Source organism: Streptomyces sp. NPDC052023 (genome assembly GCF_044548465.1).
GTDB lineage: Bacteria > Actinomycetota > Actinomycetes > Streptomycetales > Streptomycetaceae > Streptomyces.
In genome coordinates this window covers 485,585-508,455 of the sequence record NZ_JBIUBW010000001.1, presented here as the reverse complement: position 1 = coordinate 508,455, position 22,871 = coordinate 485,585, and the positions used below count along the sequence as shown (strand labels likewise).

Sequence of the window (22,871 nt, the reverse complement as noted above, 5' to 3'; positions counted from 1 at the left end):
GCAGCCGGAAAAAGAGCTATCCGGCCGCTGCCCGGCCCTCCCGCCAGCGCCGTACGACCTCGTCGACGTCGTACGGCTTCAGACCCAGCGGGGGGCCGGGCGGCGGCTTGAACATGACGTCGCGGATCTTGACGTTGATATCCTCGACGATCTTCCGCACGAGCCGCTCCGAGGGCGCCCGCATGGCGGCGAGCAGCGCGTCCTCCGCCTCCTTGCGCAGGGCGAGGGTGGGCGGCAGGACCGAGATGCCCTCGCGCGCCAACTTCCGCTTGATCCACCACTGTTCGTCGTAGGTTCCCTCGACGTCCTTCGGCAGGGGCTTGCCCGCGCCCGGCAGGTGGGCGAAGTCGCCGCGCGCCTCGGCGTCCCGGATCTGCTTGTCGGTCCAGGACTCGAAGCTGACGCCCGGTGGCTTTCGCTCGGTCATGAGGCCATTGTGCCGGACGCCGCCGCGCCGGGCGATTTATCATTCGGCGGCGGCAGGCCAACCGGGCTGCCGTATCTGGACGTTGCAAGGGAGCGCACGTGCTCGAACTGACCATGGCCTCCGTCTCCGGGGCGGACGCGGGTGTCACGGCCGGCATGATCATGGCCGACGCGCCCAGCGAGCCGGGAACGGTGCTGCGGGTGGGCCGGGACAACACCGTGTGCCGGCTCGCGACGCCCGAGGACTGGCTGTTCGTCTCGCGGGTGCACCTGGAGTTCCTGTGCGGGCCGGACGGCGACTGGCAGGTGACCTGGTTGCGCGGCTCACAGCCGGACCCCTCCTCCGAGGTCCGGCTGGTGTCCGGCGAGTACGCGCAGCCGCTCGCGTACGGCGGCACGATGCCGTTGCCCAAGGGCGGCAACGGCGAGATCGTCATCCAGGACCGCACCGGGCCGCGCAGCGTGAACGTGGGCTTCTACCACGAGGTCTGACGCGGCCCGGCCGGCGTCACCCGAGGACGCGCGCCAGGGCGAAGCCGTCGTAGCCCTTGCTGCCCACCGTCTGGATGGCGGTGCCGGTGAGCCTCGGGTGGGAGCCGATGAGCTCGATGGCGGCGCGGGTGCCCTGGACGTCGGGGGTGGAGGCGCCCGCCTCGGCGACGCGGCCGCCCCGGACGACGTTGTCGACCACGATCAGGCTGCCCTCCCGCGTGAGCCGCAGCGCCCACTCGACGTAGTGGGCGTTGTTCGCCTTGTCGGCGTCGATGAAGACCAGGTCGAAGGGCGGGGGGTTCTCGTCGGCGAGCTGCGGCAGGCACTCCAGTGCCGCGCCGACGCGCACGTCGACGACCTTGTCCAGGCCTGCGCGGGCGATGTTGCGCGACGCCACCTCGGCGTGCTTCGGGCTGTACTCCAGTGAGATCAGCCGGCCGTCGGCCGGGAGGGCGCGGGCCAGCCAGATCGTGCTGTAGCCGCCGAGCGTGCCGATCTCCAGGATGGCGCGGGCGCCCTGCACTTCGGCGAGCAGCTGGAGGAACTTGCCCTGGCTCGCCGTGACGCCGATGGGGGGCAGACCGGCCGCGTCGCTGTCCCGCAGGGCCGCCTGGAGGGCCTCGTCGTCACGGGCGAGGTGGGTGGTGAAGTACGCGTCGACGTTGTCCCAGACCTGCGACTCGCTCATGCGCTCTGCCTCTCATAAGACGGTCCTCATTAGCGCACCTAACTAGATGCCCTAACGAAGGTAGTCCTACGGCGGTTCCACGGAGAGGAGGGCACGCCGTCCCCGGCCGTCCCTTGCCGGCCGGGCCGCCGCATGCATCCCGCGGCGGCCCTGTCCGGACGTCCGGTCACGGTCGGCGCAGCTCCGCCGGTTCCACCGAGGGCGCAGACCCCGGCAGTGGTCGGCCTGCCGACTCCGTCATGAGCCAGACCGCCACGCCGCCGATCACGGCCGCGGCCATCATGTAGTACGCGGGCATCATCATGTCGCCCGTCGCGCCGATCAGTGCCGTGACCACCAGCGGCGTCGTACCGCCGAAGAGCGAGACCGAGACGTTGAAGCCGATGGACAGGGAGCCGTAGCGGACCCGGGTCGGGAACAGCGCCGGCAGGGCGGACGGCATCGCCGCGGTGAAGCAGACCAGCAGCAGGCCCAGCGCGCCCATGCCCAGGCCGATGGCCAGCAGGCTGCCCTGGCGGATCAGCAGCAGTGCGGGGATGGAGAGGAACAGGAAGCCCGCGCAGCCGACGGCGATGACCGGGCGGCGGCCGACGCGGTCGGTCAGGGCGCCGGTGAACGGCTGGGCGATCATCATCAGTGCCATCACTGCCAGGACGACCAGCAGTCCGTGCGTCTCGTCGTAGTGCAGCTCACTGGTGAGGTAGCTGGGCATGTACGACAGCAGCATGTAGTCGGTGACGTTGAAGACCAGGACCAGGCCCATGCAGAGCAGCAGCGCCTTCCACTGGCCCGTGACCATCTCGCGCAGCGGCACCTTCGGCCGCTCGGTCTCCGCCTTCTCGAGCTCCGCCGCGAACGCGGGGGTCTCCTCCAGGCGCATCCGCAGGTACAGGCCGATGATGCCCATCGGGCCCGCGATCAGGAACGGGATCCGCCAGCCCCAGGACAGCAGGTCCTCGGAGGAGAGCAGTGCGGTCATCAGGGTGACCAGGCCCGCGCCGCCGATGTAGCCGGCGAGCGTGCCGAATTCGAGCCAGCTGCCGAGGAAGCCGCGCCGCTTGTCGGGGGCGTACTCGGCGATGAAGGTGGACGCGCCGGCGTACTCACCGCCGGTGGAGAAGCCCTGCACGAGGCGCGCGGCGAGCAGCAGGATCGGGGCGCCGACGCCGATCGCGGCGTACGAGGGGATCAGGCCGATCGCGAAGGTGCCGGCGGCCATCATGATCATCGTGAGCGCCAGGACCTTCTGGCGGCCGACGCGGTCGCCCAGCGGGCCGAAGACCATGCCGCCCAGCGGGCGGACCAGGAAGGCCGCGGCGAAGGCGCCGAAGGTGGACAGGAGCTGCGCCGTCGGGTTGCCGGACGGGAAGAAGACCTTGCCGAGCGTCACCGCGATGTAGCTGTAGACACCGAAGTCGAACCACTCCATGGCGTTGCCGAGGGCCGCCGCCTTCACGGCCCGCTTGACCAGGGCGGGGTCGGTGACGGTGACGTCCTGCACCGGCGGGCGGGTGGGGACGGGGAACGGGTTCGGTGCGGCGACGGTGGCACTGGACAAGACTTCGCTCGCCTACCTCTCGACGGGGACAGGGACGGGCCCACGCGGCAGCGTCGGCGGCAGGCCGAAATTCGACGATAGGTGCTCTTGTCCCGATTACGCAGGGTGGCCATTTCGGTGCATGGGGCACGTAAATACGCCCTGTCCAGGCGTGTCGGCGGACGTCCGGACGCCGCTCCCGGACGGGCCTTGTGATCTATCTCGCGCCCGGCCGAAGCAACCCGACCCCCCGCCCACTATCGTCTTCCGGACGAAAGGAGGGCGGACGTCAGGTGAATCAGGGGTTGCCTGCGTCTCCCTCCGGGGGCGGTGCGACCCCTCAAGGTGCGCAGAACGATGGGGCGGAGGCCGCGGGGCGTGGCGAATGCGGAACACGGCGGAAGACCGGTGGGGACTTTCGAGGCGACGGCGGGTGCCCGGCTGCGCGCCGCGCGCCTGGCCCTGTGGCTGGTCGCCGCGGTCCTCGGCATACGGCAGATCGCGGTCGTCCTCGGCACGCCCAGGGGCGAGCGGCTGACCGACCTGGAGACCTGGGTCGGCCCGGCCGGCGTGCTGCACGTCGAGGGCTCGCTGTACGACTCCACCCGCTTCACCGGCACGCCCTTCGGCGGCCTGGTGCTCAAGCCCCTGACGCGGACCGCGGAACAGGCGCTCGGCTGGGGCTGGACGTTCGGCACGCTGCTGCTGGTGGTCGTGCTCGGCCTGGTCGCGGCCCGCGCCCTGCCGCGCCCGGTCAGCCGCCGTACGGCGCTGGTCGCCGCGCCCGTCGCGATCTGCCTGCTGATGCTGTCGCTGCCGGTGCGCAACGCGTTCTGGCTGGGCCAGACCGGCGTCATCCCGGTCCTGCTGGTGCTGCTCGGCTGCTTCGCCGTGCGCGGCGGGCGGGCGGGCGGCGCGCTGATCGGCGTCGCCGCCGCGTTGCAGCCGACGGTGCTGCTCTTCGCCCCGCTGCTGTGGTTCACCGGCCGTCGTGACGCGGCGGCCTCCGTGGGCGCGACCTTCGCCGGCACCACCGCGCTGACGTGGCTGGCGATGCCGCGCGACTCGTACACCTACTGGGTGCACCACATGGCCGGCGTCGGACTCGGCGGCCGGGCCGACGACCTCGCCAACCAGTCCCTGCACGGCGCGCTGCTCCGGCTCGGCCTGTCCGGCCCGCTGGAGATAGCCCTCTTCCTGACCCTGGGCGCGGTGATCGCCGCACTGGGCCTGCGCCGGGCCGTCCGGTACGCCCGTGACGGGCAGCTGCTGCTGGCCGTCGCCCTCACCGGCTGCGCCGCGATCGTCGTCGCGCCGACGGCATGGCAGCACCAGTTGCTGTGGGTGCTGCTCGCGGTGGTCGGCCGGGTCGGCCGGCGTGCCTCCGACCGCCTGGTGTGGCCGGTGGCGGTCGTGCTGGTCATGACGCTTCCGGCCAGGATGCTCCTGCCGAATGTGGCCGCGCTGCACCCGCTGCGTGACAACGTCGTCCTCCTCGCCGCGATCGCCGCGGCCACGGCCGTGCCGTTCCTGTCGCGGACCTCCCCCTACTACCGCGCGCCCGTCCCCACGGAGTACGCGGCACCGGTCCCCGCACGCTGGAAGCACATACCGCTGCTGCCCTTCCTGCGCCGGGTCCTGAACCGGCCCAACCTGCTGCTGGAACTGCTGCTCATCCGCGTCACCTACGCCGCGTACTCGCAGGTCCGGCTGGCGGCGACCGGCGGCACGATATCCGGCGGCCGGGAGCGGGCCGAGGCGCACGGCGAGCAGATCCTCTCCGTGGAGCGGATCCTCCACATCGACATCGAGCACACGCTCAACCACGCGATAGTGAAGGTCGACTGGGCCCGCCAGTTCTTCGACTTCTACTACACGTCGTTCCACTTCGTGATCCCGCTGACCGTCCTCGGCGTCCTGTACTGGCGCCGCCCGGTCGACTACCGCTGGGCCCGCTCGACGCTCGGCCTGACGACCCTGCTGGCCCTGATCGGCTTCTGGCTCTACCCGCTCGCCCCGCCGCGCCTGATGCCGGGCTTCGGCATCATCGACACCGTCCACGGCGTCCAGGACTTCTCCCAGCCGGACTACGGCACCCTGACCTCCCTCACCAACCAGTACGCGGCGATGCCCTCCCTGCACTTCGGGTGGTCCCTGTGGTGCGGCGTGGTGATCGCGATCGTCGCGCCCAAGATGTGGATGAAGGCGCTGGGTCTGCTGCATCCGGCCTTCACGGTGACCGCGATCGTCGTGACCGGCAACCACTGGGTGCTGGACGCCGCCGGCGGCGCGCTGGTGGTGGGCGCGGGCTTCGGACTGGCGTACGTCTTCCAGGGCCCGCGGGCGCGCGCCCCGAAACCGGCCGCCGCGCCCGGCACGGACCGGCAGCCCGACCCGCAGAAGGCGCCCAGCGTGTAGTGCGGCCGGGGCGAAGGGCGAGGGCGGCCTAGCGGCGCAGCCGGGTGACGAGGCGGCGGACCTCGGCGGACGGCGCGACGCCGAGTTCCCTCATCCGTGAGACGTAGCGGTGGTAGAGCGCCGGCACCGTGTCCTCGCCGCCGCCGGCGGACTCGAGCTGGATCGCGAGCTGCCAGGCCTGCTCGCGGTAGGGATCGTCGCGCAGCACGCGGTCGACCAGGTCCTTCGCCTCACGAAGCCGGTTCAGCCGGTGGGCCAGCCTGGCCGCGTCGACCCTGGCGGACAGCAGGACCTCGCTCACAGCCACGCGACGCTCCGCGGCCCAGTTCCCCGACACCGTCGCCAGGAAGGGGCCCCGCTCGGCGCCGGCGAGGGCCTGCAGGAGCGTCCGGAGCCGGATCTCGCCGTCCTGTCTGCCGGCCTGCGCGACCGTGTCGACGGCCCGCTGTGCCGAGCCCGCCGCCAGCTCCGGACCGACCAGACTGAAGACGTCCCCGTCCTGCGAGGGCCCGAGGTCCGCGGGGAGCGCCTGGCGAAGCCGGAAGAGGGCCTGACGCAGGTAGCTCCGGCTGGCGGCATCGTTGCGGCCGCCGAAGAGCGCGCCGAGCAGCTCGTCGCGGGTGGCCCTGCGGTCAGGGGTGCCGAGCAGATAGCTGAGCAGTTCCACACTCTTCGTCAGGCGGGGCTGGACCACCTTCCCGTCGACCGTGAGCGTCGGCTCCCCGAACTCCTCGAGGACGAGACGGGGCGCGATCGCGTTCACGCGCACGGGGTGGCGTCCGGACAGCACGGTGAGGATCTCGTGACACTGCGACATGCGGCTGGACTTGGTGTCCGCCGCCCTGGGCGCGACCGACGGCGCGTCCGCCAGGGCTGTCAGCAGCAAGTGCTGGGTGCCGTGGGCCGAGGCGGAGCCGATGGCCAGCTCCGCCGTGGCGTCGGACTCGTCCTCCAGACCGAGCCGCCACTGCGCCTCGGCCAAGTACACCGCGGCCGTCGGGAGATCGAGCCCGCGGTCTCCTCGCTGCATGCTCAGCAGGCACGCCGACAGATGCTCCCGCGCCTCGGCGTCCCTGCGCTGCAGCAGCAGCGAAAGACCGGTCCACAGCTGCCATGTCTCGCGCGTCAGGGCGTAGTCCGCGGCGCCGTTGGCGGCGGCCGCCGCCAGTACGCCGTCGGCCCGCCGCCAGTCGCCTTCGAGACGCAGCCACATCTTGGCCTCGGTGAGCAGGCTCATGTTCTGGTACACCCTCGAGCCTGTTGACGCGACGAGGTCCCGCCCCCTCCTGAGCAAGGACCAGGCTTCCTCTCCGCGTCCCACGTCGAGCATGAGGTCGACGGCGTCGACGGCGTGCAGCCAGACCGGCTGCGACGAAGCACGACGAGGCTCGTAGAGGGCCATCGCGGCGTCCAGGCGCCCGGTGGCACGTGACGCGGCGACGACCCAGGGACCCCCGAGGACCGTGCGCCACGGGTCGAAGGAGATCGGGTTGTCGAGTCCGTCGAGGCGACCGCGGATGAAGGCCAGCCGCATCAGCAGGCCGTCGAGGGGGCCGGAGGGCATCGTCGAGTACTCCGGGAAGGGCGGCGGCTCCTCGCCGGTCGCGCCCGCGATCAACGAGTCGGCGAGACGCCGGTTGCGGCCGGGTGGCAGCTGGTCGCCGAGGGACCGGGCCTCGCCGACCCGCCCGGAGTGCCAAAGGCTCCAGCACGCCAGGACGCGCGCCTCCTCGGAGCCTGGAGCCCCCAGTTCCGGAAGCCAGCCGTAGCCGTGCCGGTCGATGAACTCGACTCCGCGTCCCCACTGCTCCAGCGCGAAGGCCACGTGCAGGACGACGGATCCGATCTCCGGCGTCGGGGTCCGGGCCGACGCGCCCAGCGCTTCGAGCCACCGTGCCGCCTGCGCGAAGTCCATGCGCGCCACCAGGCTCGGGAGGGCGGCGGCGGCCAGCCGCCCGGCCGTCTCCAGGTCGCCGAGCCGGAGCAGTTCGTCCACCGCTTGCTCGCGTGCGCCGCCCTTGATCAGGACTTCCGCGTGTCTGCGACGCACCTCGCCGAGCGTCCTGGCGTCCTCCCGTTCGAGGGCCACCCGCAGGAAGTCGCGGAACATGGGGTGGGGCGTCATGCGCGAACCGTCGGCGGACCACGTCACCGGCAGATGCCGGCGCCGCAGGCCCGCGATGAGGTGCGCCGCGTTCTCCTGGCCCAGTGCCCGGGCCGCGTCGACCGATATCTCGTCCAGCGGGCTCGTATGGAGCAGGAAGGTTCGTTCCGTCGGGGAAAGGGAGTCGAATATGTTGGCGGCGACGTAGGAGTGCAGCGCGTCGGGGTCCATCTCGCCGGAGCGGGTGTGGCGCCAGCCGTTGAACAGGACGCCGGTCACCCATCCCCCCGTCGCGGCCACCGCCTGCCCGGGGTCGACGTCGGGGCCGCCGGCCGTTCGCAGCGCGTCGCCCGCCTCCTGGACGTCGAAGGCGAGGTCGGCCTCGACCAGCTCGCCGACCCGGTCGCGCTCGCTGGTGGAGCCCACGTCGAGCTGGACGTCGACGCGCGAGATCAGGACGAGGTTCGCGTCGGACGGCAGGTAGCGGGCGAAGGAGGACAGCACCGCGGCGCAGCTCTCGTCGGAGGCGACGCGCTCCACGTTGTCGCAGACCACGACGAGCCGGCCGCCCTGCAGGCTTTCGGCGAGCAGTCCGGCCGCCTCACCGATCTGAAGGCCGCTGCTCAGGGCGTCCGAGGCGACACCCGCCGCCCCGGAGACCTTCTCCTCGACGGCCGCCTCGACATAGACGAGCAGACGTCCCGCGGCCTGCTCCGTCCCGTCCAGGGAGACCCAGGCGACGGGCCTGTCGAGGTCGCGAAGAGCCAGCACGACCGCGGTCGTCTTGCCGGCGCCCGCGGTCGCACAGACCTTCACCACCGTGTGGCGGTCGAGGAGTTCGTGGATACGCCGGCTGAGCCTGCGGCGGTGGACCGTCTCCTTCGCCGGCTCGGGTACGGCGAGTTTGCGTCTGATGATCGTGCGGTGGTGACGGCCTGGTGCCTTGGGGCCGGTCGACCGGCCGGTACCGGATTCAGCCATCGGAGCAACTTCCGTGACGTCCGGGGGAGCAGGCTCCTCTCCCGGCACTCCAGGCCATGTGGTCCGACATCGCCCAACCTCCGCGCTTCCTGGCTCCTGCTGGAGTCTAAGCCGGTTGTCCGAAAAGAGCGCCTGACAAGTCGGGGAGATCGTCCCTAGCTCATGACACCGAACTCGCCCGCGAAGTAGACCAGCGGACGGCTCGCGGATTTGTGCGTGAAGTGCCGTGCGTCGCCGACGAAGATGGTGTGGTCGCCGCCGGGCAGGGCCTGGGAGACCTGGCAGACCACGGTGGCGATGGCGTCCTGGAGGACCGGAACGCCGTGGCTGTCGTCGACGGCCACGCCGGCGAACCGGTCGGGCACCGGCGCGGCGAAGGTGCGGGCCAGGTCCTCGCCGTCCTCGCCCAGGATGTTGACGGCGAAGCGTCCGTGCTCGGCGATCGCGGTGCGGGTGAACAGGTGGTTGCCGACGCACACGATCAACTGCAGCGGGTCCAGCGACAAGGCGGAGACCGCGCTGGCCGTCATGCCGATGGGCGTGCTTCCGGTCCGGGTCGTGATGACGCTGACACCGCTGGCGAGACGGCCCATGGTGGCCCGGAACGCGACGGTCGTGTCGAGGGTCTCAGTCATGGAAAACCTCCGAAAGGGCGGGTGTGGCGCTCTGCCGGTGCGCCCGGCCCGCGGGATCCTGTGGGCCGGGCACACCGGAGGCGGTCACGCGTCCTGGGTCTTGATGTAGTCGGGCTGATCCTTGTCGTCCAGCGAGAAGCCCTGGTTGGCCGCGGCGGCACCGGTGGGGACGGCCCCGGTGGCGACGGGAGCCACCGAGCCGAACAGCTCCTTCCGCTCGGCGACGGCGCGTGCGGTCATCTCCTCGGAGGTGCCGAGACCGACGGCCTGGCGGGCCAGTTCGGTGATGGAGCCGCCGGGGTCGGTCGAGATGCGCTGCATCGTCAGCAGCTTGATGAGGAACAGCGGCGTGCCCTGGAACCTCTCGAACGACCTGAAGCGTCCGGCCCAGTCGCTGAGGAACCGGTCCTGGACGAACTTGAACAGCCGCACCCGGTCGTGCGCGCTCAACGTCGTGCCGTGGAACATCTCCAGAAGCCGGGTGCCGATCCCGGGAACCTCGAAGTCCTTCGCGCTCGGCGACAGCACCGCGGAGCGGCCGCACATCTCCACGAGCTTCTCCGTCAGCCGGCTCACGTTCTCGAGGTAGTGGGCGCGGCCGAAGTCGTAGAAAATGTTGTTGGGCTTGCACAGCCCCCTGGGCGTGACGAACGCGGTCGCCTCCGACGCGATGCTGAAGGCGCGCAGCGTCTCGTGGAAGCGGACGAGGTCGGCGATGTCGGATCCGACGACCGGGTGCTGAGCCGTTCCGGTGGACTGTGCGACGAGGACCGCAAGTCCGGTCATGAGCTCCGCGTTGACGATCATGTGGTGCAGGGTGTCGGCGTGCTCGAAGTCGAACGTACGCTGCGCGTACAGCCTGGAGTGATCGACGTTGCCCAGGTGGTAGACGTGCTCCCACGGGATGAGCACGTTGTCGAAGTACGCCATGGAGTCGAGCTCGTCGCCGAGGCTCGACAGCGGCCGCTCGAAGCCGGCGTCGGGGGGTGTGGCGTTGGAACGGCGTCCCACGTGCGTGACGTCGGGGTGGTTGACGGGGACGCTCGCCCAGACGATGTGCTCCGGTTCCGTCCCGGGCTTCACTATGTTGCCGAGCAGAATCGTGTCGGCGAAGATGACCGCGGTGGAGACGCCCTTCCAGCCCTCGACCACGATGCCTTCGTCGTTTCGCTCCTTGACGCGGAGCATCGGGTTGCGTGCGGCCACCGAGGGGTCCGAGCGGTCGCGCTGGACGTCGTTGAGCAGGGGGACCGTCCAGAGGTCCGCGTCGCGGTTGGCCTCGAAGTCCGCGACGATGTTGCGGGCGAGGTCGACGGTCTCGGGCGTGTCCACGGACAGCTCGGCCCAGGGGGCGGTGTCGTCCACGAGCGCGTACCAGTTGCCGTTGTTGCTCTGGGGGAGGCGGCCGAACGCGCCGCCCCCGAAGCTGCGGATCACCGTGTTCGCGTAGTCGCGCCGTCGTTCGAGGTCGCCCTGGCTACGCGGATACAGCCAGCCGATGGGGCGCCGCTTGCCGTCCTCGTCGACGAAGGTCAGGGAATCCTGGTTCCCGGGCTCGTGGTGCAGGTCGTAGAAGCGGGCGGCCTGTTCGGCGTAGCCACGGGTCAGAGGGTGCTTCGTCACATCCTCGATGCGCTCGCCGTCGATGATGACGTTACGCCCGTCACGCAGAGATTCCAGGTACTCGGAACCGGTCCTCATGGTCACGTCTGCCTCCAGTTCTCCAGGGACGGGGCTCATCGTGGTGGTCACGGCGTTAACACTCCGCGAACAGGGTGTTTATGGTCCTGCGAACGGGCACCGCCGTGCCGCCCGACGGCGGGGTGCCCGCGGGCGGCTCGCTCACCGTGCGCCGAGCCCGCTCTCCGTCGGCCCGCACTCGAACCACACGGTCTTGCCTCCCAGGGGCCCCTGATCCACACCCCACTTGTCGACCAGCGCGTCCAGCAGAACGAGCCCCCGCCCGCCCTCCGCGTCCGCCGACAACTCTCGGCGCATGCGCGGAAGTTGGGGAGAGGAGTCGGTCACCTCCACCCGCACCCCCGTCTTCAGCCGCAGCACCAGCAGTACACAGCGCCGGTCCCGGACATGCCGTACGACGTTGGCGACCAGCTCCGTCACGCCGAGTTCCACCGCGTCGGTCAGCTCCGTCATCTCCCACTCCGACAGGAGCGAGCGGACGATACGGCGGACATGCCGCGCCGAGTGCTCACCCACGGCGAGGCTCATGCGGTACTGGACGGGACGAGGGGCCAGGTAGGCCGGCGGAATGTATTCGTTCACGCTACGAGGCTGGCCAGCCGTGACTACTGTGGGCAACGGATCGGATACAACCCGTCCCGCTGTGGGCGGAGTTGCGTGAGAGGGGACCGAGCATGACCCACATCAACGTCCTCGACCCGGGTGCGTCGCCGCTGGACTACTACGGCTACGAACTGCGGCGACATCGCGAGGCGGCCGGACTGACGCAGCGGCAGCTCGGCGAGATCATCAACTACACCGGCTCGCTGGTGGGGCAGATCGAGACCGCGCGCAAGCTGCCGACGCCCGCGTTCAGCGAGCGGGTGGACGCGGCGCTGGGGACGGGCGGTCTGCTCTCCCGGCTGACCGAGCTGGTGCTGCGCAGCCAACTTCCGGCCTGGTTTCAGCAGACGGCGGAACTTCAATCGCGGGCCACGGAGATCTGCTGCTTCGAGATGAACCTCGTGCACGGTTTGGTGCAGGCCGACGGGTATGCGCGTGCGGTGCTCGGCGTGCTGGACCAGACCGACCTCGACGACCGCACAGCCGTCCGACTGGCTCGACAACACATCTTCGAACAGGCCGAGCCGCCGATCTTCTGGCTCATCCTCAGTGAGGCAGCGCTGTATCAGGAGATCGGCGGCCGGGAGCCCATGCGGCAACAACTCGCCCACCTGTTGTCCTTCGAGGGCAACCCACGGATCAACATGCAGGTGCTGCCGTTCACGGCAGGAGCTCACGCGGGACTGCAAGGCTCGTTCGACATCTATCGCTTTCCAAGCGATCCGGCGATCGTCTACACCGAGGGCTACGGCAGCGGGCATCCGACCGCCAATCCGGACACCGTCAGGGACTGCTCGCTCCGTTACGATCATCTCCAGGCCGCCGCTCTCTCCCTCAGGGACTCGGCGGAGTTGATCCGGCGCGTGATGGAGGAACGCTATGGCGAGCAACGCGATCAAGACGGTGGCCGAGTGGCGTAAGTCCAGCTACAGCGGGGACCAAGGGGGCGAGTGTGTCGAGTGCGCTCCTCTCGGTCTGACATGGCGCAAGTCGACGTACAGCGGTGACCAGGGCGGCAATTGCGTCGAGATCTCCGAATCCTCGTGCGCCACCGTCGCCATCCGCGACTCGAAGATCCCGGCCGGCCCCATACTCACCGTCGCCCCCGCCGCCTTCAACACGTTCATCTCCTGGTCGGCTGCTACAACCGCTGAATGATCGTGCCGGTGGCGAGCGCACCGCCCGCGCACATCGTCACCAGCGCGAACTCCTTGTCCGTGCGCTCCAGTTCGTGCAGCGCCGTCGTGATGAGCCGGGCGCCCGTCGCCCCGACCGGGTGCCCGAGCGCGATCGCGCCGCCGTTGACGTTGACCTTCTCCAGGTCCTGCTCGAAGACCTGCGCCCAGCTCAGCACCACCGACGCGAACGCCTCGTTGATCTCGACCACGTCGATGTCCCTCAGTGACATCCCCGCCTTGCCGAGCACCGCGCGAGTGGCGTCGATCGGGCCGTCCAGGTGGAAGTGCGGGTCGGCGCCGACCAGGGCCTGAGCCACGATCCGGGCCCTCGGCCTCAGCTTCAGCGCACGCGCCATGCGTTTCGAGGCCCACATGATGGCCGCCGCCCCGTCCGAGATCTGCGAGGAGTTGCCGGCCGTGTGCACGGCCGTCGGCATGATCGGTTTCAGCCCCGCCAGCGCGTCGGCCGACGTGTCGCGCAGCCCCTCGTCGCGGTCGACGAGCCGCCACATGCCCTGCCCGGCGTGCTGCTCCTCCTCGGTGGTGGGGACCTGGACGGCGAACGTCTCACGCTTGAAACGCTCCTCCGACCAGGCGGCCGCGGCGCGTTCCTGGGAGAGCAGGCCGAGGGCGTCGACGTTCTCGCGGGTCAGCCCGCGGTGGTTGGCGATGCGCTCGGCCGCCACGAACTGGTTGGGCAGGTCGACGTTCCACTCGTCGGGGAACGGCTTCCCGGGCCCGTGCTTGGAGCCCGACCCGAGCGGTACGCGGGACATCGCCTCGACGCCGCAGGAGATGCCGACGTCGATCACGCCGGCCGCGATGAGGTTGGCGGTCATGTGGGACGCCTGCTGCGAGGAGCCGCACTGGCAGTCGACCGTCGTCGCCGCCGTCTCGTACGGCAGGCCCATGGTCAGCCAGGCGGTCCGCGCGGGGTTCATGGACTGTTCCCCGGCGTGGGTGACCGTGCCGCCGACGATCTGTTCGACGCAGTCGGCGGGGATGCCGGTGCGGCCGAGGAGTTCGCGGTACGTCTCGCCCAGCAGATAGGCGGGATGCAGATTGGCCAGCGCGCCGCCGCGCTTGCCGATGGGGGTGCGCACGGCTTCGACGATGACGGGTTCGGCGGCCATGAAGGCGGTCCTCTCGTCCAGAACCAGCAACTGATACGTGTTCTAGTTCTGTGTGCAGTCTGCGGACGGGACGCCGGTCACCGCAAGGGTCTTGCAGTCTTCGGAGTCCGCCGTTACGTTCACGGCACTTCCTGACTGTTCGTCAGATGGCTGGAGCCGCCATGCCCTGTCCAGCGCTTCCCGAAGGGTTCGACTTCACCGACCCCGATCTGCTGCACCACCGCGTGCCCCTGCCGGAGTTCGCCGAACTGCGCCGCGCCGAACCGGTCACCTGGATCTCCCAGCCCGCGAACCTGGCCGGATTCCAGGACGAGGGGTACTGGGCGGTCACGCGGCACGCCGACGTCAAGTACGTCTCCACCCACCCCGAGCTGTTCTCCTCCACCGTCAACACGGCGATCATCCGCTTCAACGAGCACATCGAACGGGACGCGATCGACGCGCAACGGCTGATCCTGCTGAACATGGACCCGCCGGAGCACACCCGGGTACGGCAGATCGTGCAACGCGGGTTCACGCCACGGGCCATCCGGGCGCTGGAGGAACGGCTGCGCGCCCGGGCGCACGCCATAGTCGAGGGCGCCCGCGCGCACTCCGGGCCGTTCGACTTCGTCACGGAGGTCGCGTGCGAGCTGCCGCTCCAGGCGATCGCGGAGCTGATCGGCGTACCGCAGGACGACCGGGCCAAGCTCTTCGACTGGTCCAACAAGATGATCGCGTACGACGATCCCGAGTACGCCATCACGGAGGAGGCCGGCAAGGAGTCGGCCACCGAGCTGATCGCGTACGCCATGAACATGGCCGCCGACCGCAAGCAGTGCCCGGCAAAGGACATCGTCACCACGCTGGTGGCCGCGGAGGACGAGGGCAACCTGGGGTCGGACGAGTTCGGGTTCTTCGTGCTGATGCTGGCGGTGGCGGGCAACGAGACGACCCGCAACGCCATCACGCACGGCATGCACGGCTTCCTCACGCACCCCGCGCAGTGGGACCTCTACAAGCGGGAGCGGCCCTCGACGGCCGCCGAGGAGATCGTGCGCTGGGCGACGCCGGTGGTGTCCTTCCAGCGGACGGCGACGCAGGACACCGAGCTGGGCGGCAAGCTGATCCGGAAGGGTGACCGGGTCGGCATCTTCTACTCCTCGGCCAACCACGACCCCGAGGTGTTCGACAGGCCGGACGTCTTCGACATCACCCGGGACCCCAATCCGCACCTCGGCTTCGGCGGCGGTGGCCCGCACTACTGCCTCGGCAAGTCCCTGGCCGTCCTGGAGATCGACCTCATCTTCAACGCCCTCGCCGACGCCATGCCGAACCTGCGGCTGGCGGGGGATCCCCGGCGGCTGCGCTCGGCGTGGATCAACGGTGTGAAGGAACTGCGGGTCAGCGCGGGCTGAGCACACAGACGGCGGCGGCCCCGGGGATCGGGGGCCGCCGCCTGCTTGGGGGCTGGGTTCTCAGCACCAGCCGATGCTGTGGGTGCCGGTCGCCGGCACGGTGGGGCCGGCTCAGTACCAGCCGTTGGCCTGCCAGAAGTTCCAGGCGCCGACCGGGCTGCCGTAGCGGGACTTCATGTAGTCCAGGCCCCACTCGATCTGGGTCTGGGCGTTGGTCTTCCAGTCGGAGCCGGCGGTGGCCATCTTGTTGCCGGGCAGGGCCTGGACCAGGCCGTAGGCGCCGGAGGACGCGTTGGTGGCGTCCACGTCCCAGCCGCTCTCGTGCTCGACGATCTTGCTGAAGGCCTTGTACTGGGTGGCGTCCGGGATCATCTTCTTCGCGATCGCCTGGGCCTGGGCGGGGGTGGCGGCCGGCGCGGCGTGGGCCGGGGCGGCGGAGAGCGCCATGCCGGCGGTGGCTGCGGCGACGGCGACTCCGGTGAGGGCCTTCTTCGGGGCGGCGATGCGGCGGAGGATGGAGGCGGACACAGGCGAACCTTTTCGTCGGGGACGGGGGTGTCGCGGCAAGCCGGAACCACACGGTGCGTGGTGGGGATGCCTGGATGCCGGGACCCTGTGGGCCGGTCGGCGCCCTGCGACGTCATCCAGAGAAACAGCCGAACGAACTGTCCGCAATGACCCCTTTTACTAGTTGCGGCCGCATCCGAGCCAAAAGTCCATCGTGTGACGTGGCTCTCATTGTGCAGGTCAGAGGCCATGATGCGGCGTGCATGACAGGCTTTCGGATCTACGAACGGGGATCGTTGGTGACGTAGGTCATGTGGGGTGGTTCACCGTCCGGGTGACCGTCCGTGCGTGCGCCCTCACCGCCCGGTGACGCCGCGGGCGGGTCGAATGTGACCGGCGTCTCGAAGGCGGCCCGGCGGGTGGCCCGGCGCAGCGCCTTGAGGACGGCCGGGCCGAGGGTGACGGTGAGGACGACCGTGACGACCGCCCGGCCCAGATCCCAGCCGAGGGACGTGGCCAGGCAGTACGCCAGGAAGCGGGCCAGGTTGGCGGCGACCGGCGCGTCCGGGTCGAAGGCGATGTTCGAGGCCAGCGCGCCCATGAAGGGCCAGCCCGCGAGATTCATGATCGTGCCGTAGGCGAAGGCCGCGAGGAAGCCGTAGCAGGCCAGCAGGAGAAGCTCGGCGCGGCCGCGGAGGCGGTCCGGCGCCGGGAGCAGGCCCGCCGCCATCGTGAACCAGCCCATCGCCAGCATCTGGAACGGCATCCACGGACCCACCCCGCCCGTGAGCAGCGCCGACGCGAACATCGTGATCGCGCCGAGCACGAAGCCGAAGCCCGGCCCGAGCACCCGCCCGCTCAGCACCATCAGGAAGAACATCGGCTCGATGCCCGCCGTGCCCGCACCGATGGGCCGCAGCGCCGCACCCGTGGCCGCCAGCACACCGAGCATCGCCACGGCCTTCGGGCCCAGTCCCGACTCCGAGATCGTCGCCGCGACCACGCCCATCAGGAGGACCAGCAGACCCGCGAAGAGCCACGGCGCGTCCTGGGCGTGGGCCGCCACCTGGGAGGTGGGCGGGGCGAGGAAGGGCCAGAAGAAGGCGGCGGCACCGACCGCGCTGGTGAGGGCGAGCGCGACGAGCGAACGCGGGCCGAGGCGGACGGGACCGGTCACGACAGGGCCTCCCGGACCTGGGGCACCGTGAGCCACCGCTGCGGGGCCAGGATCTTGGTGACCTGCGGGGCGAACGAGGGGGACGAGACGACCACGTCGGCCGTCGGGCCGTCCGCGATCACCTCGCCCTGGGCCAGCAGGACCACCCGGTGGGCCAGTTCGGCGGCGAGCTCGACGTCGTGGGTGGCCAGGACGATCGCATGGCCCTCGGCGGCCAGCTCGCGCAACAGCGTGACCAGGCGGGACTTGGCGGCGTAGTCCAGCCCCCGGGTCGGTTCGTCGAGGAGCAGCAGTGGCGGGCGGGCGGTGAGGACGACCGCCAGCGCGAGGGTGAGGCGCTGGCCCTCCGAGAGGTCGCGGGGGTGCGTGCCGTCGGTGATGCCGGGAAGCAGGTCGGACACCAGCGCCCGGCACGTCCCGGCCGCGGCGCCCGCGTCGGCGTCGGCGGCCGCGCACTCGGCCGCGACCGTGTCGGCGTAGAGCAGGTCGCGCGGCTCCTGCGGTACGAGGCCGACCCGGCGTACGAGTTCCGGGGGCGCCGTGCGGTGCGGCGTCACGCCGCCGACGCGGACGCTCCCGGAGGACGGCCGGACCAGGCCGACCAGCGCGGAGAGCAGCGTGGACTTTCCGGCGCCGTTGCGGCCCATGAGGGCGACGGTCTCGCCGGGGGAGACGGTGAGGCCGACGCGGTGCAGGGCGCGGACGCGGCCGCGGGTGACGGCGAGGGCGTGTACTTCGGCAGCGTGGAGGGAGGGCGCGGGGGTGGTTTCGCGTCTGCCCCGGAGGCGGCGGAGGGGGGTGACGCCCCCTGTCCCGGGGGGTGCGGACCGCTCGCGGGTGCGGGTCCGCTGCGGCTGCTCGCGTGGTTCCCCGCGTCCCTCCAGAGCGATGCCGTCCCGTCCGTCGAGCTGTCGCCGTAGGTCCGTGGCCCGGCGGCGTGCGTCCCTGACCGTCAGGGGAAGCGGGTCCCAGCCCGCCAGGCGGCCGAGGTCCACCACCGGTGGGTACACCGGGGACACGGCCATCATCTCGGCCGGGGTGCCGAGGCGCGGGGCCGCGCCGGGCCCCGGGAGGAGGGCGACCTGGTCGGCGTACTGGACGACCCGCTCCAGACGGTGCTCGGCCATCAGGACCGTCGTACCGAGGTCGTGCACGAGCCGCTGGAGGACGGCGAGGACCTCTTCGGCGGCGGCCGGGTCGAGCGCCGAGGTCGGCTCGTCCAGGACGAGCACCCTCGGGTGCGGGGTGAGCACCGAGCCGATCGCGACGCGCTGCCGCTGGCCGCCGGAGAGGGTGGCGATCGGGCGGTGGCGCAGATCGGCGAGGCCGAGCAGGTCGAGGGTCTCCTCCACACGGCGGCGCATCACGTCCGGGGCGAGGCCCAGCGACTCCATGCCGTAGGCGAGTTCGTCCTCGACGGTGTCCGTGACGAAGTGGGAGAGCGGGTCCTGGCCGACCGTGCCCACGACGTCGGCCAGTTCGCGCGGCTTGTGGGTGCGGGTGTCGCGGCCCGCGACCGTGACCCGGCCGCGCAGGGTGCCGCCGGTGAAGTGCGGGACCAGACCGCTGACCGCGCCGAGCAGGGTGGACTTGCCGGCGCCGGACGGGCCGACCAGGAGGACGAGTTCGCCTTCCGGAACCTCGAAGTCAACTCCGCGCACGGTGGGTTCGGCCGCTCCGTCGTAGGTCACGGAGACGTCCTCGAAGCGGATCATGAGGGCTTCTCCTCGGCTTCCTCGGGAGCGAGTGGTTCTGGAGCGAGCGGTTCCGGGGCGGGTACTTCCGGGGCGGGCGTGACGAACGCGGGGAGCAGACCGAGGAGTACGGCCGCGGCGGGCCAGAGCGGCAGGGTGGGGGCGACCAGCGGAATCACGCCCGGGTGCAGGGCCGCGGGGTCGACGGACGCGGCGAGGGCGAGCAGGGCGGCCACCGCGACGCCGGAGGCGGCGACCAGGCAGGAACGGGCGTTCCAGGTGTCGGGCCGGTAGCGGGTGCGGGGGGTGCGACGGCCGCCCAGCCGCAGGCCGGCGAGCGCGGCGGCGAGGCCGGTGAGCAGGACGGGCAGACCGTAGGTGCCGCCCGCGGCGGTGAGCAGGCCGTACGTTCCGGCGCAGACGCCGAGCAGACCGGTGAGCGTGAGGGCGGCGGTCGTACGCCGGACCGCCGGCGGGACCTGCGCGGTACGGCCGTAGCCGCGGGCGTCCATGGCGGCGGCGAGGGCGACGGAGCGTTCCAGGGCGCCTTCGAGGACGGGGAGGCCCACCTGGAGCAGCCCCCGTACACCCCGGTCCGGGCGGCCGCGCAGACGGCGGGCGGCGCGCAGGCGCTGGGCGTCGGCGATGAGGTGCGGGGCGAAGGTGAGGGCGACGACCACGGCCACGCCCATCTCGTAGAGGGCGCCGGGGAGGGACTTGAGCAGGCGGGTGGGGCTGGCGAGGGCGTTGGCCGACCCCACGCAGATCAGCAGCGCCGCCAGCTTCAGGCCGTCGTAGAGGGCGAAGACGAGCGTCTCGGCGGTGACCCGGCCGCCCAGGCGGATGCCCTGCGCCCAGTCCGGCAGCGGGACTTCGGGGAGCGTGAGAAGGGTGTGCGTGCCCGGCAGGGGCGAGCCGAGGGCGACGGCGAACAGGAGCCGGACCACGAGGACGGCGAGGGCCAGCTTGACGAAGGCGCCGTAAGAGCGGGCCCACGGGGTGTGAGGGCGGCGGGTGGTGACGACGTAGGCCGTGACCGCGACGAGGAGGGCGAGCAGGAGCGGGTTGGTGGTGCGGGTCGCCGCGGTGCCGAGGGCCAGGGACCAGAGCCACCAGGCGCCCGGGTGGACGGGTGCGCCCCGCCGGTGCGGGGGAGCCGGGGCACCTTCCGGCACCGGGTGGGACCGGCCGCGCCCACCCCGGCCGGCGGCGCCCCGGCGGCGGTCCGTGTCAGTCATGCCTGCGCCGGCGGGCCTGCCAGCCGGCCGCCGCGCCCAGTACCGCCACCGCGGCCAGCCCGGCGACCACGCCCAGCGACGGGCCGCTGCCGCTCTCCTCCCCGGCCTCCCGCGCCGGCTTCCGCTCCGCGGAGACCTGCTCGCCGCAGCCCTTCTGCGGGTAGCCCGAGATGGCGCACAGCAGGGCGTTGGTGTCGTAGCGCAGGGGCCTGGCCACCGCCGCCAGGGCCTCGGCCGTCGTCGCGTCGTGGGCCACCTGGGCGCAGGCCGTGCGGGCGGGCGGCGGGGTTTCGCCGGAGGGGGCGTCCGGCGCCGTACCGAAGTCGATGACCAGGGCCACCCGCTTCCTGCCGTCCCGGGCCGGGGTGTCGGCGCAGATCGTCGCGAAGTCGGCCGTGCCGCGCGGCCGGGACGCGTCCTGGGAGTCCTCGCTGATCGAGAAGCGGAAGCCCTGGACGTCGCCGTCGGCGGGGCGGGCGGTGGCGGGGCCCTCGGTGGCGTACGTCCACGCGTCGCCGCCGCGCTCCCAGAACGACCAGTAGCGGTAGCCGGCGGCCTGCGCCTGGCCGGTGTTCAGCAGCAGGAACAGCGCGGCCAGGAGCAGGGCGGCGATACGGCGGAACCTCACGGCTGCTGCCTCTTGTTGCGGCCGCTGAGCAGGAAGCCGATGCCGATGCCGACGACGAGGAAGACACCGACGTACCACCACGCGCCGAAGGTGGTGTCCTCGTCCTTCGCCTGGTCCTTCGCCTCGACCCGGTTCTCGACCACGGCCTGCGGCGCCGGGCCCGTCGCGTTGAGCCGGCTGACGAGGTCCGTGCCGCCGAACTCGCGCGGGTCGGCGCCGGCGGCATGGGCGGCGAGGATCAGCTGGGCGTAGGCGGCGGGGCCGCTCTGCCTGGCCCAGGCCGTCGCGTTCTGCTCCAGCCAGGTCAGGGGCTTCTTCGCCTGCTCGGCGCCGCCCTGCGCGGCCAGCGCGACCACCGCGTCGGCGGTGTTGCCGTAGTCGGGCTGGTCCTCGGCGCCGGGGAGGGCGGAGGTGAGGTGGCCGTCCTTGGCGAGGGTCTCGGCGAGGTGGGCGGCGCCGTTGGCGGCGGCCTGCTCGGGAGTGCCGGCGTCGGCGCACTTCGGCTCGGCCTTCTTGCCCGCCTCGGCCGCCAGGCCCTTGCCCAGCGCGCCCAGGACGGCCGCCGCGGTCGCGTCCGCGTTGGCCGCCGGCTCGCCCTTCTTGCCGGGCTGGTAGGCGAAGGCGCCGCCGTCCTTCTCGTCGCAGGGTATGGACAGCTTCAGCAGAGCGTCGTACGGGGACTTGCCGTCCTTGACGACGGCGTCCGGCTTCTCGCCCACCGCCGCGAGGGCGCCGACGACGACGGCGGTGGAGTTGGCGTCGCTGGGGCCGCCGGGGGTGTAGCCCCAGCCGCCGTCCTTGTTCTGCACGGACTTCAGCCAGTCGACGGCCTTGCCGGTGGCGGCGTCGTGGTCGCCGAGCGCGGCGAGGGCCTGGACGGCGGCGGCCGTGCTGTTGGTGTCGACCATGGTCTTGGCGTCGCAGTCCTTGCCGGGCTCGGCCCGGAAGGCGGCGAAGCCGCCGTTGTCGCACTGCTGCCGGGCCAGCCAGTCCGTGGCCTCCGAGGCGGGCTCGACGCCCACGGTGTCCTGGGCGAGCAGGGCGAGCGACTGCCGCCAGACGCCGTCGTAAGTCGGGTCGGACGTGCCGTACAGACCCGAGGGCAGCGACGGCGAGGGGCTCGCGGCGTGGGCGGCGGGGGTCGCGGCGGCACCGATCACTGCGGTGACGGCCAGGGCCGCGGCGCTGCGGCGGACGACGTTCATGATCGGCGGGTGCCTCTCCCTGCGGGGAGCCGCGCAGCACGGGCACCCCCGGGCGGCCCGGCTCCGTATACCTCGACGGTGCCGTGCACCCGCCGGTTGCCGGTGCACTCGAGCCGGTCACGATTCCGTGCGGGGCGGTCCGGCTCACAGCTTCGGCTGCTCACGGTGGGGGCACCGCCCAGGCCTTTGAGGCACTGGGGGGAGGGTCAGCGCCGGATTCGCACCGGCTTTCCCCCGTACGGGTGTGATGACGACCGGGCCACTCTACCCGGCCTGAGCAGCACCTCTCATGGGGCGCCGGTCACACCCCGGCCGGGTCCACGTGGGGGTCGCGGGCATCTGCGCGGCCCGCCGCACGGCAGCGGGCGAGCGGGCCGGACTCGTGGCGGAACCAGATCGCGTGGATCTCGCGGCCGTCGCGCAGGGTGTGCCGGGGTGGCCCTTCCGCGGCGACGAAGCCCGCGCGCGACAGGGCGCCCCGGCAGGCCGCGTTCGTCGCCTCGGTGCCGGCGTGGACGGTGTCCATGCCGAAGTGGGCGTGGCCGAGCAGGGCGCCCGCGGCGAACAGCTCCGCGCCGAGGCCCTGGCCGCGTGCGTGGGGCGCGAGCCAGCCGCCCGTCTGGCCCGTGACGTGGTCCAGTTGGAGCGCCCCGGCATAGCGGCCGTCGTCCCGGCGCACCGCCACCAGGACCGCACTGCCCTCGGGGTCGAGCTCGAACGCGGCGAGCAACTCCGCGGGGAGGCGCCGGTGATCGCCGCCGGGGCGCATCCGCACCAGGGTCCTGCGGAACCGGGCGTCGGCCACGATCTCCTCGTCCCGCATCCCGAGCCACCGCTGCGCCGCGTCGTCCGAACCGGCGGCGACCGCCGCGAGCAGGTCCAGCTGGGTCTGCGGGGTGTAGAGCAGCAGACGCCCCGTGTGCACCGTGTGCCGGCCGGGCGCGCACGGCCCTGGCGCGGGGAGCGGCCCCGCGGCCCCGCGGCGCCGCAGTCGCGCCCACAGCATGCGAACTCCTCTGCAGAGACGGGCCCGTGACGAGGCCCCGTGAAGCGGCCTCGTGAAGTGCCCCCGTGGGAGCCCCGTGAAGAGGCCGGTGAAGAGAAAGGGATGAGAGATGGTGCGGGACGG

At 71.8% G+C, this 22,871-nt stretch carries 20 protein-coding genes; 5 read left to right on the top strand and 15 right to left on the bottom strand.

Annotation, left to right across the window (positions count from 1 at the left end):
• Positions 1-16 precede the first annotated feature (16 nt).
• Positions 17-427, bottom strand: coding sequence for a DUF1992 domain-containing protein (locus ACIHCM_RS02340; RefSeq protein ID WP_399887906.1), 411 nt, complete (start codon positions 425-427; stop codon positions 17-19).
• 98 nt (positions 428-525) lie between these two features.
• Here ACIHCM_RS02340 and ACIHCM_RS02335 point away from each other — a divergent pair, with 98 nt between their 5' ends.
• Complete coding sequence (locus ACIHCM_RS02335; RefSeq protein WP_399887904.1) at positions 526-918, top strand: hypothetical protein; 393 nt, start codon at positions 526-528, stop codon at positions 916-918.
• A gap of 16 nt (positions 919-934) precedes the next feature.
• On the opposite strand, the gene ACIHCM_RS02330 is transcribed toward ACIHCM_RS02335, so the two are convergent.
• Together ACIHCM_RS02330 and proP are read right to left on the bottom strand one after the other, a co-directional pair.
• A complete protein-coding gene (locus ACIHCM_RS02330; protein WP_399887902.1) occupies positions 935-1,606 on the bottom strand; it encodes an O-methyltransferase in 672 nt (223 codons plus the stop codon).
• Positions 1,607-1,772: 166 nt separating this feature from the next.
• Positions 1,773-3,164, bottom strand: a complete 1,392-nt coding sequence (proP, locus tag ACIHCM_RS02325; RefSeq protein ID WP_399887901.1) for a glycine betaine/L-proline transporter ProP — start codon at positions 3,162-3,164, stop codon at positions 1,773-1,775.
• A 357-nt stretch (positions 3,165-3,521) separates the two neighbouring features.
• Here proP and ACIHCM_RS02320 point away from each other — a divergent pair, with 357 nt between their 5' ends.
• Positions 3,522-5,561: a bifunctional glycosyltransferase 87/phosphatase PAP2 family protein gene (locus tag ACIHCM_RS02320; protein ID WP_399887898.1), complete on the top strand. Its 2,040-nt coding sequence runs from the start codon at positions 3,522-3,524 to the stop codon at positions 5,559-5,561.
• 28 nt (positions 5,562-5,589) lie between these two features.
• Here ACIHCM_RS02320 and ACIHCM_RS02315 read toward each other — a convergent pair whose 3' ends face one another.
• The 4 genes from ACIHCM_RS02315 to ACIHCM_RS02300 all read right to left on the bottom strand — a co-directional run bounded on the left by ACIHCM_RS02315 (position 5,590) and on the right by ACIHCM_RS02300 (position 11,564).
• Positions 5,590-8,646 (bottom strand): BTAD domain-containing putative transcriptional regulator, encoded by a 3,057-nt coding sequence (locus tag ACIHCM_RS02315; protein ID WP_399887896.1) that lies wholly within the window; start codon positions 8,644-8,646, stop codon positions 5,590-5,592.
• A 155-nt stretch (positions 8,647-8,801) separates the two neighbouring features.
• Entirely contained in the window at positions 8,802-9,281 is a 480-nt protein-coding gene (locus ACIHCM_RS02310; RefSeq protein ID WP_399887894.1) for a flavin reductase family protein, read from the bottom strand.
• An 84-nt stretch (positions 9,282-9,365) separates the two neighbouring features.
• Positions 9,366-10,982, bottom strand: a complete 1,617-nt coding sequence (locus ACIHCM_RS02305; protein WP_399888702.1) for a 4-hydroxyphenylacetate 3-hydroxylase N-terminal domain-containing protein — start codon at positions 10,980-10,982, stop codon at positions 9,366-9,368.
• Positions 10,983-11,123: 141 nt separating this feature from the next.
• Positions 11,124-11,564 (bottom strand): ATP-binding protein, encoded by a 441-nt coding sequence (locus ACIHCM_RS02300; RefSeq protein WP_399887892.1) that lies wholly within the window; start codon positions 11,562-11,564, stop codon positions 11,124-11,126.
• Positions 11,565-11,656: 92 nt separating this feature from the next.
• On the opposite strand from ACIHCM_RS02300, the gene ACIHCM_RS02295 reads away from it, so the two are divergent.
• A complete protein-coding gene (locus ACIHCM_RS02295; RefSeq protein WP_399887890.1) occupies positions 11,657-12,505 on the top strand; it encodes a helix-turn-helix domain-containing protein in 849 nt (282 codons plus the stop codon).
• The gene (locus ACIHCM_RS02290) at positions 12,465-12,743 is read left to right on the top strand and encodes a DUF397 domain-containing protein (protein WP_393104236.1); all 279 of its coding nucleotides are present in this window, start codon (positions 12,465-12,467) and stop codon (positions 12,741-12,743) included. Before ACIHCM_RS02295 ends, ACIHCM_RS02290 begins: the two co-directional genes overlap by 41 nt.
• Here ACIHCM_RS02290 and ACIHCM_RS02285 read toward each other — a convergent pair.
• On the bottom strand, positions 12,727-13,896 hold the full coding sequence (locus tag ACIHCM_RS02285) for a steroid 3-ketoacyl-CoA thiolase (RefSeq protein WP_399887888.1): 1,170 nt from the start codon (positions 13,894-13,896) through the stop codon (positions 12,727-12,729). The two genes, ACIHCM_RS02290 and ACIHCM_RS02285, sit on opposite strands and share 17 nt — an antisense overlap.
• A 161-nt stretch (positions 13,897-14,057) precedes the next feature.
• Between ACIHCM_RS02285 and ACIHCM_RS02280 the strand changes: the two genes are divergently transcribed.
• Complete coding sequence (locus tag ACIHCM_RS02280; protein WP_399887886.1) at positions 14,058-15,293, top strand: cytochrome P450; 1,236 nt, start codon at positions 14,058-14,060, stop codon at positions 15,291-15,293.
• 111 nt (positions 15,294-15,404) lie between these two features.
• Here ACIHCM_RS02280 and ACIHCM_RS02275 read toward each other — a convergent pair whose 3' ends face one another.
• The 7 genes from ACIHCM_RS02275 to ACIHCM_RS02245 form a co-directional block, all read right to left on the bottom strand.
• Complete coding sequence (locus ACIHCM_RS02275; protein ID WP_399887884.1) at positions 15,405-15,821, bottom strand: transglycosylase SLT domain-containing protein; 417 nt, start codon at positions 15,819-15,821, stop codon at positions 15,405-15,407.
• 259 nt (positions 15,822-16,080) lie between these two features.
• Positions 16,081-16,977 (bottom strand): ECF transporter S component, encoded by an 897-nt coding sequence (locus tag ACIHCM_RS02270; protein WP_399887882.1) that lies wholly within the window; start codon positions 16,975-16,977, stop codon positions 16,081-16,083.
• Positions 16,974-18,692: an ABC transporter ATP-binding protein gene (locus ACIHCM_RS02265; protein WP_399887880.1), complete on the bottom strand. Its 1,719-nt coding sequence runs from the start codon at positions 18,690-18,692 to the stop codon at positions 16,974-16,976. The genes ACIHCM_RS02270 and ACIHCM_RS02265 overlap by 4 nt, the downstream gene beginning before the upstream one ends.
• Positions 18,689-19,909 carry an energy-coupling factor transporter transmembrane component T gene (locus ACIHCM_RS02260; RefSeq protein WP_399887878.1) on the bottom strand — a complete coding sequence of 407 codons (1,221 nt, stop codon included), beginning with the start codon at positions 19,907-19,909 and terminating at the stop codon, positions 18,689-18,691. The genes ACIHCM_RS02265 and ACIHCM_RS02260 overlap by 4 nt, the downstream gene beginning before the upstream one ends.
• Positions 19,902-20,537 (bottom strand): SCO2322 family protein, encoded by a 636-nt coding sequence (locus ACIHCM_RS02255; protein ID WP_399887876.1) that lies wholly within the window; start codon positions 20,535-20,537, stop codon positions 19,902-19,904. Before ACIHCM_RS02255 ends, ACIHCM_RS02260 begins: the two co-directional genes overlap by 8 nt.
• Entirely contained in the window at positions 20,534-21,742 is a 1,209-nt protein-coding gene (locus ACIHCM_RS02250; RefSeq protein WP_399887874.1) for a prenyltransferase/squalene oxidase repeat-containing protein, read from the bottom strand. The genes ACIHCM_RS02255 and ACIHCM_RS02250 overlap by 4 nt, the downstream gene beginning before the upstream one ends.
• Positions 21,743-22,043: 301 nt before the next feature.
• Positions 22,044-22,748, bottom strand: coding sequence for a GNAT family N-acetyltransferase (locus ACIHCM_RS02245; protein ID WP_399887872.1), 705 nt, complete (start codon positions 22,746-22,748; stop codon positions 22,044-22,046).
• Positions 22,749-22,871: the final 123 nt, after the last annotated feature.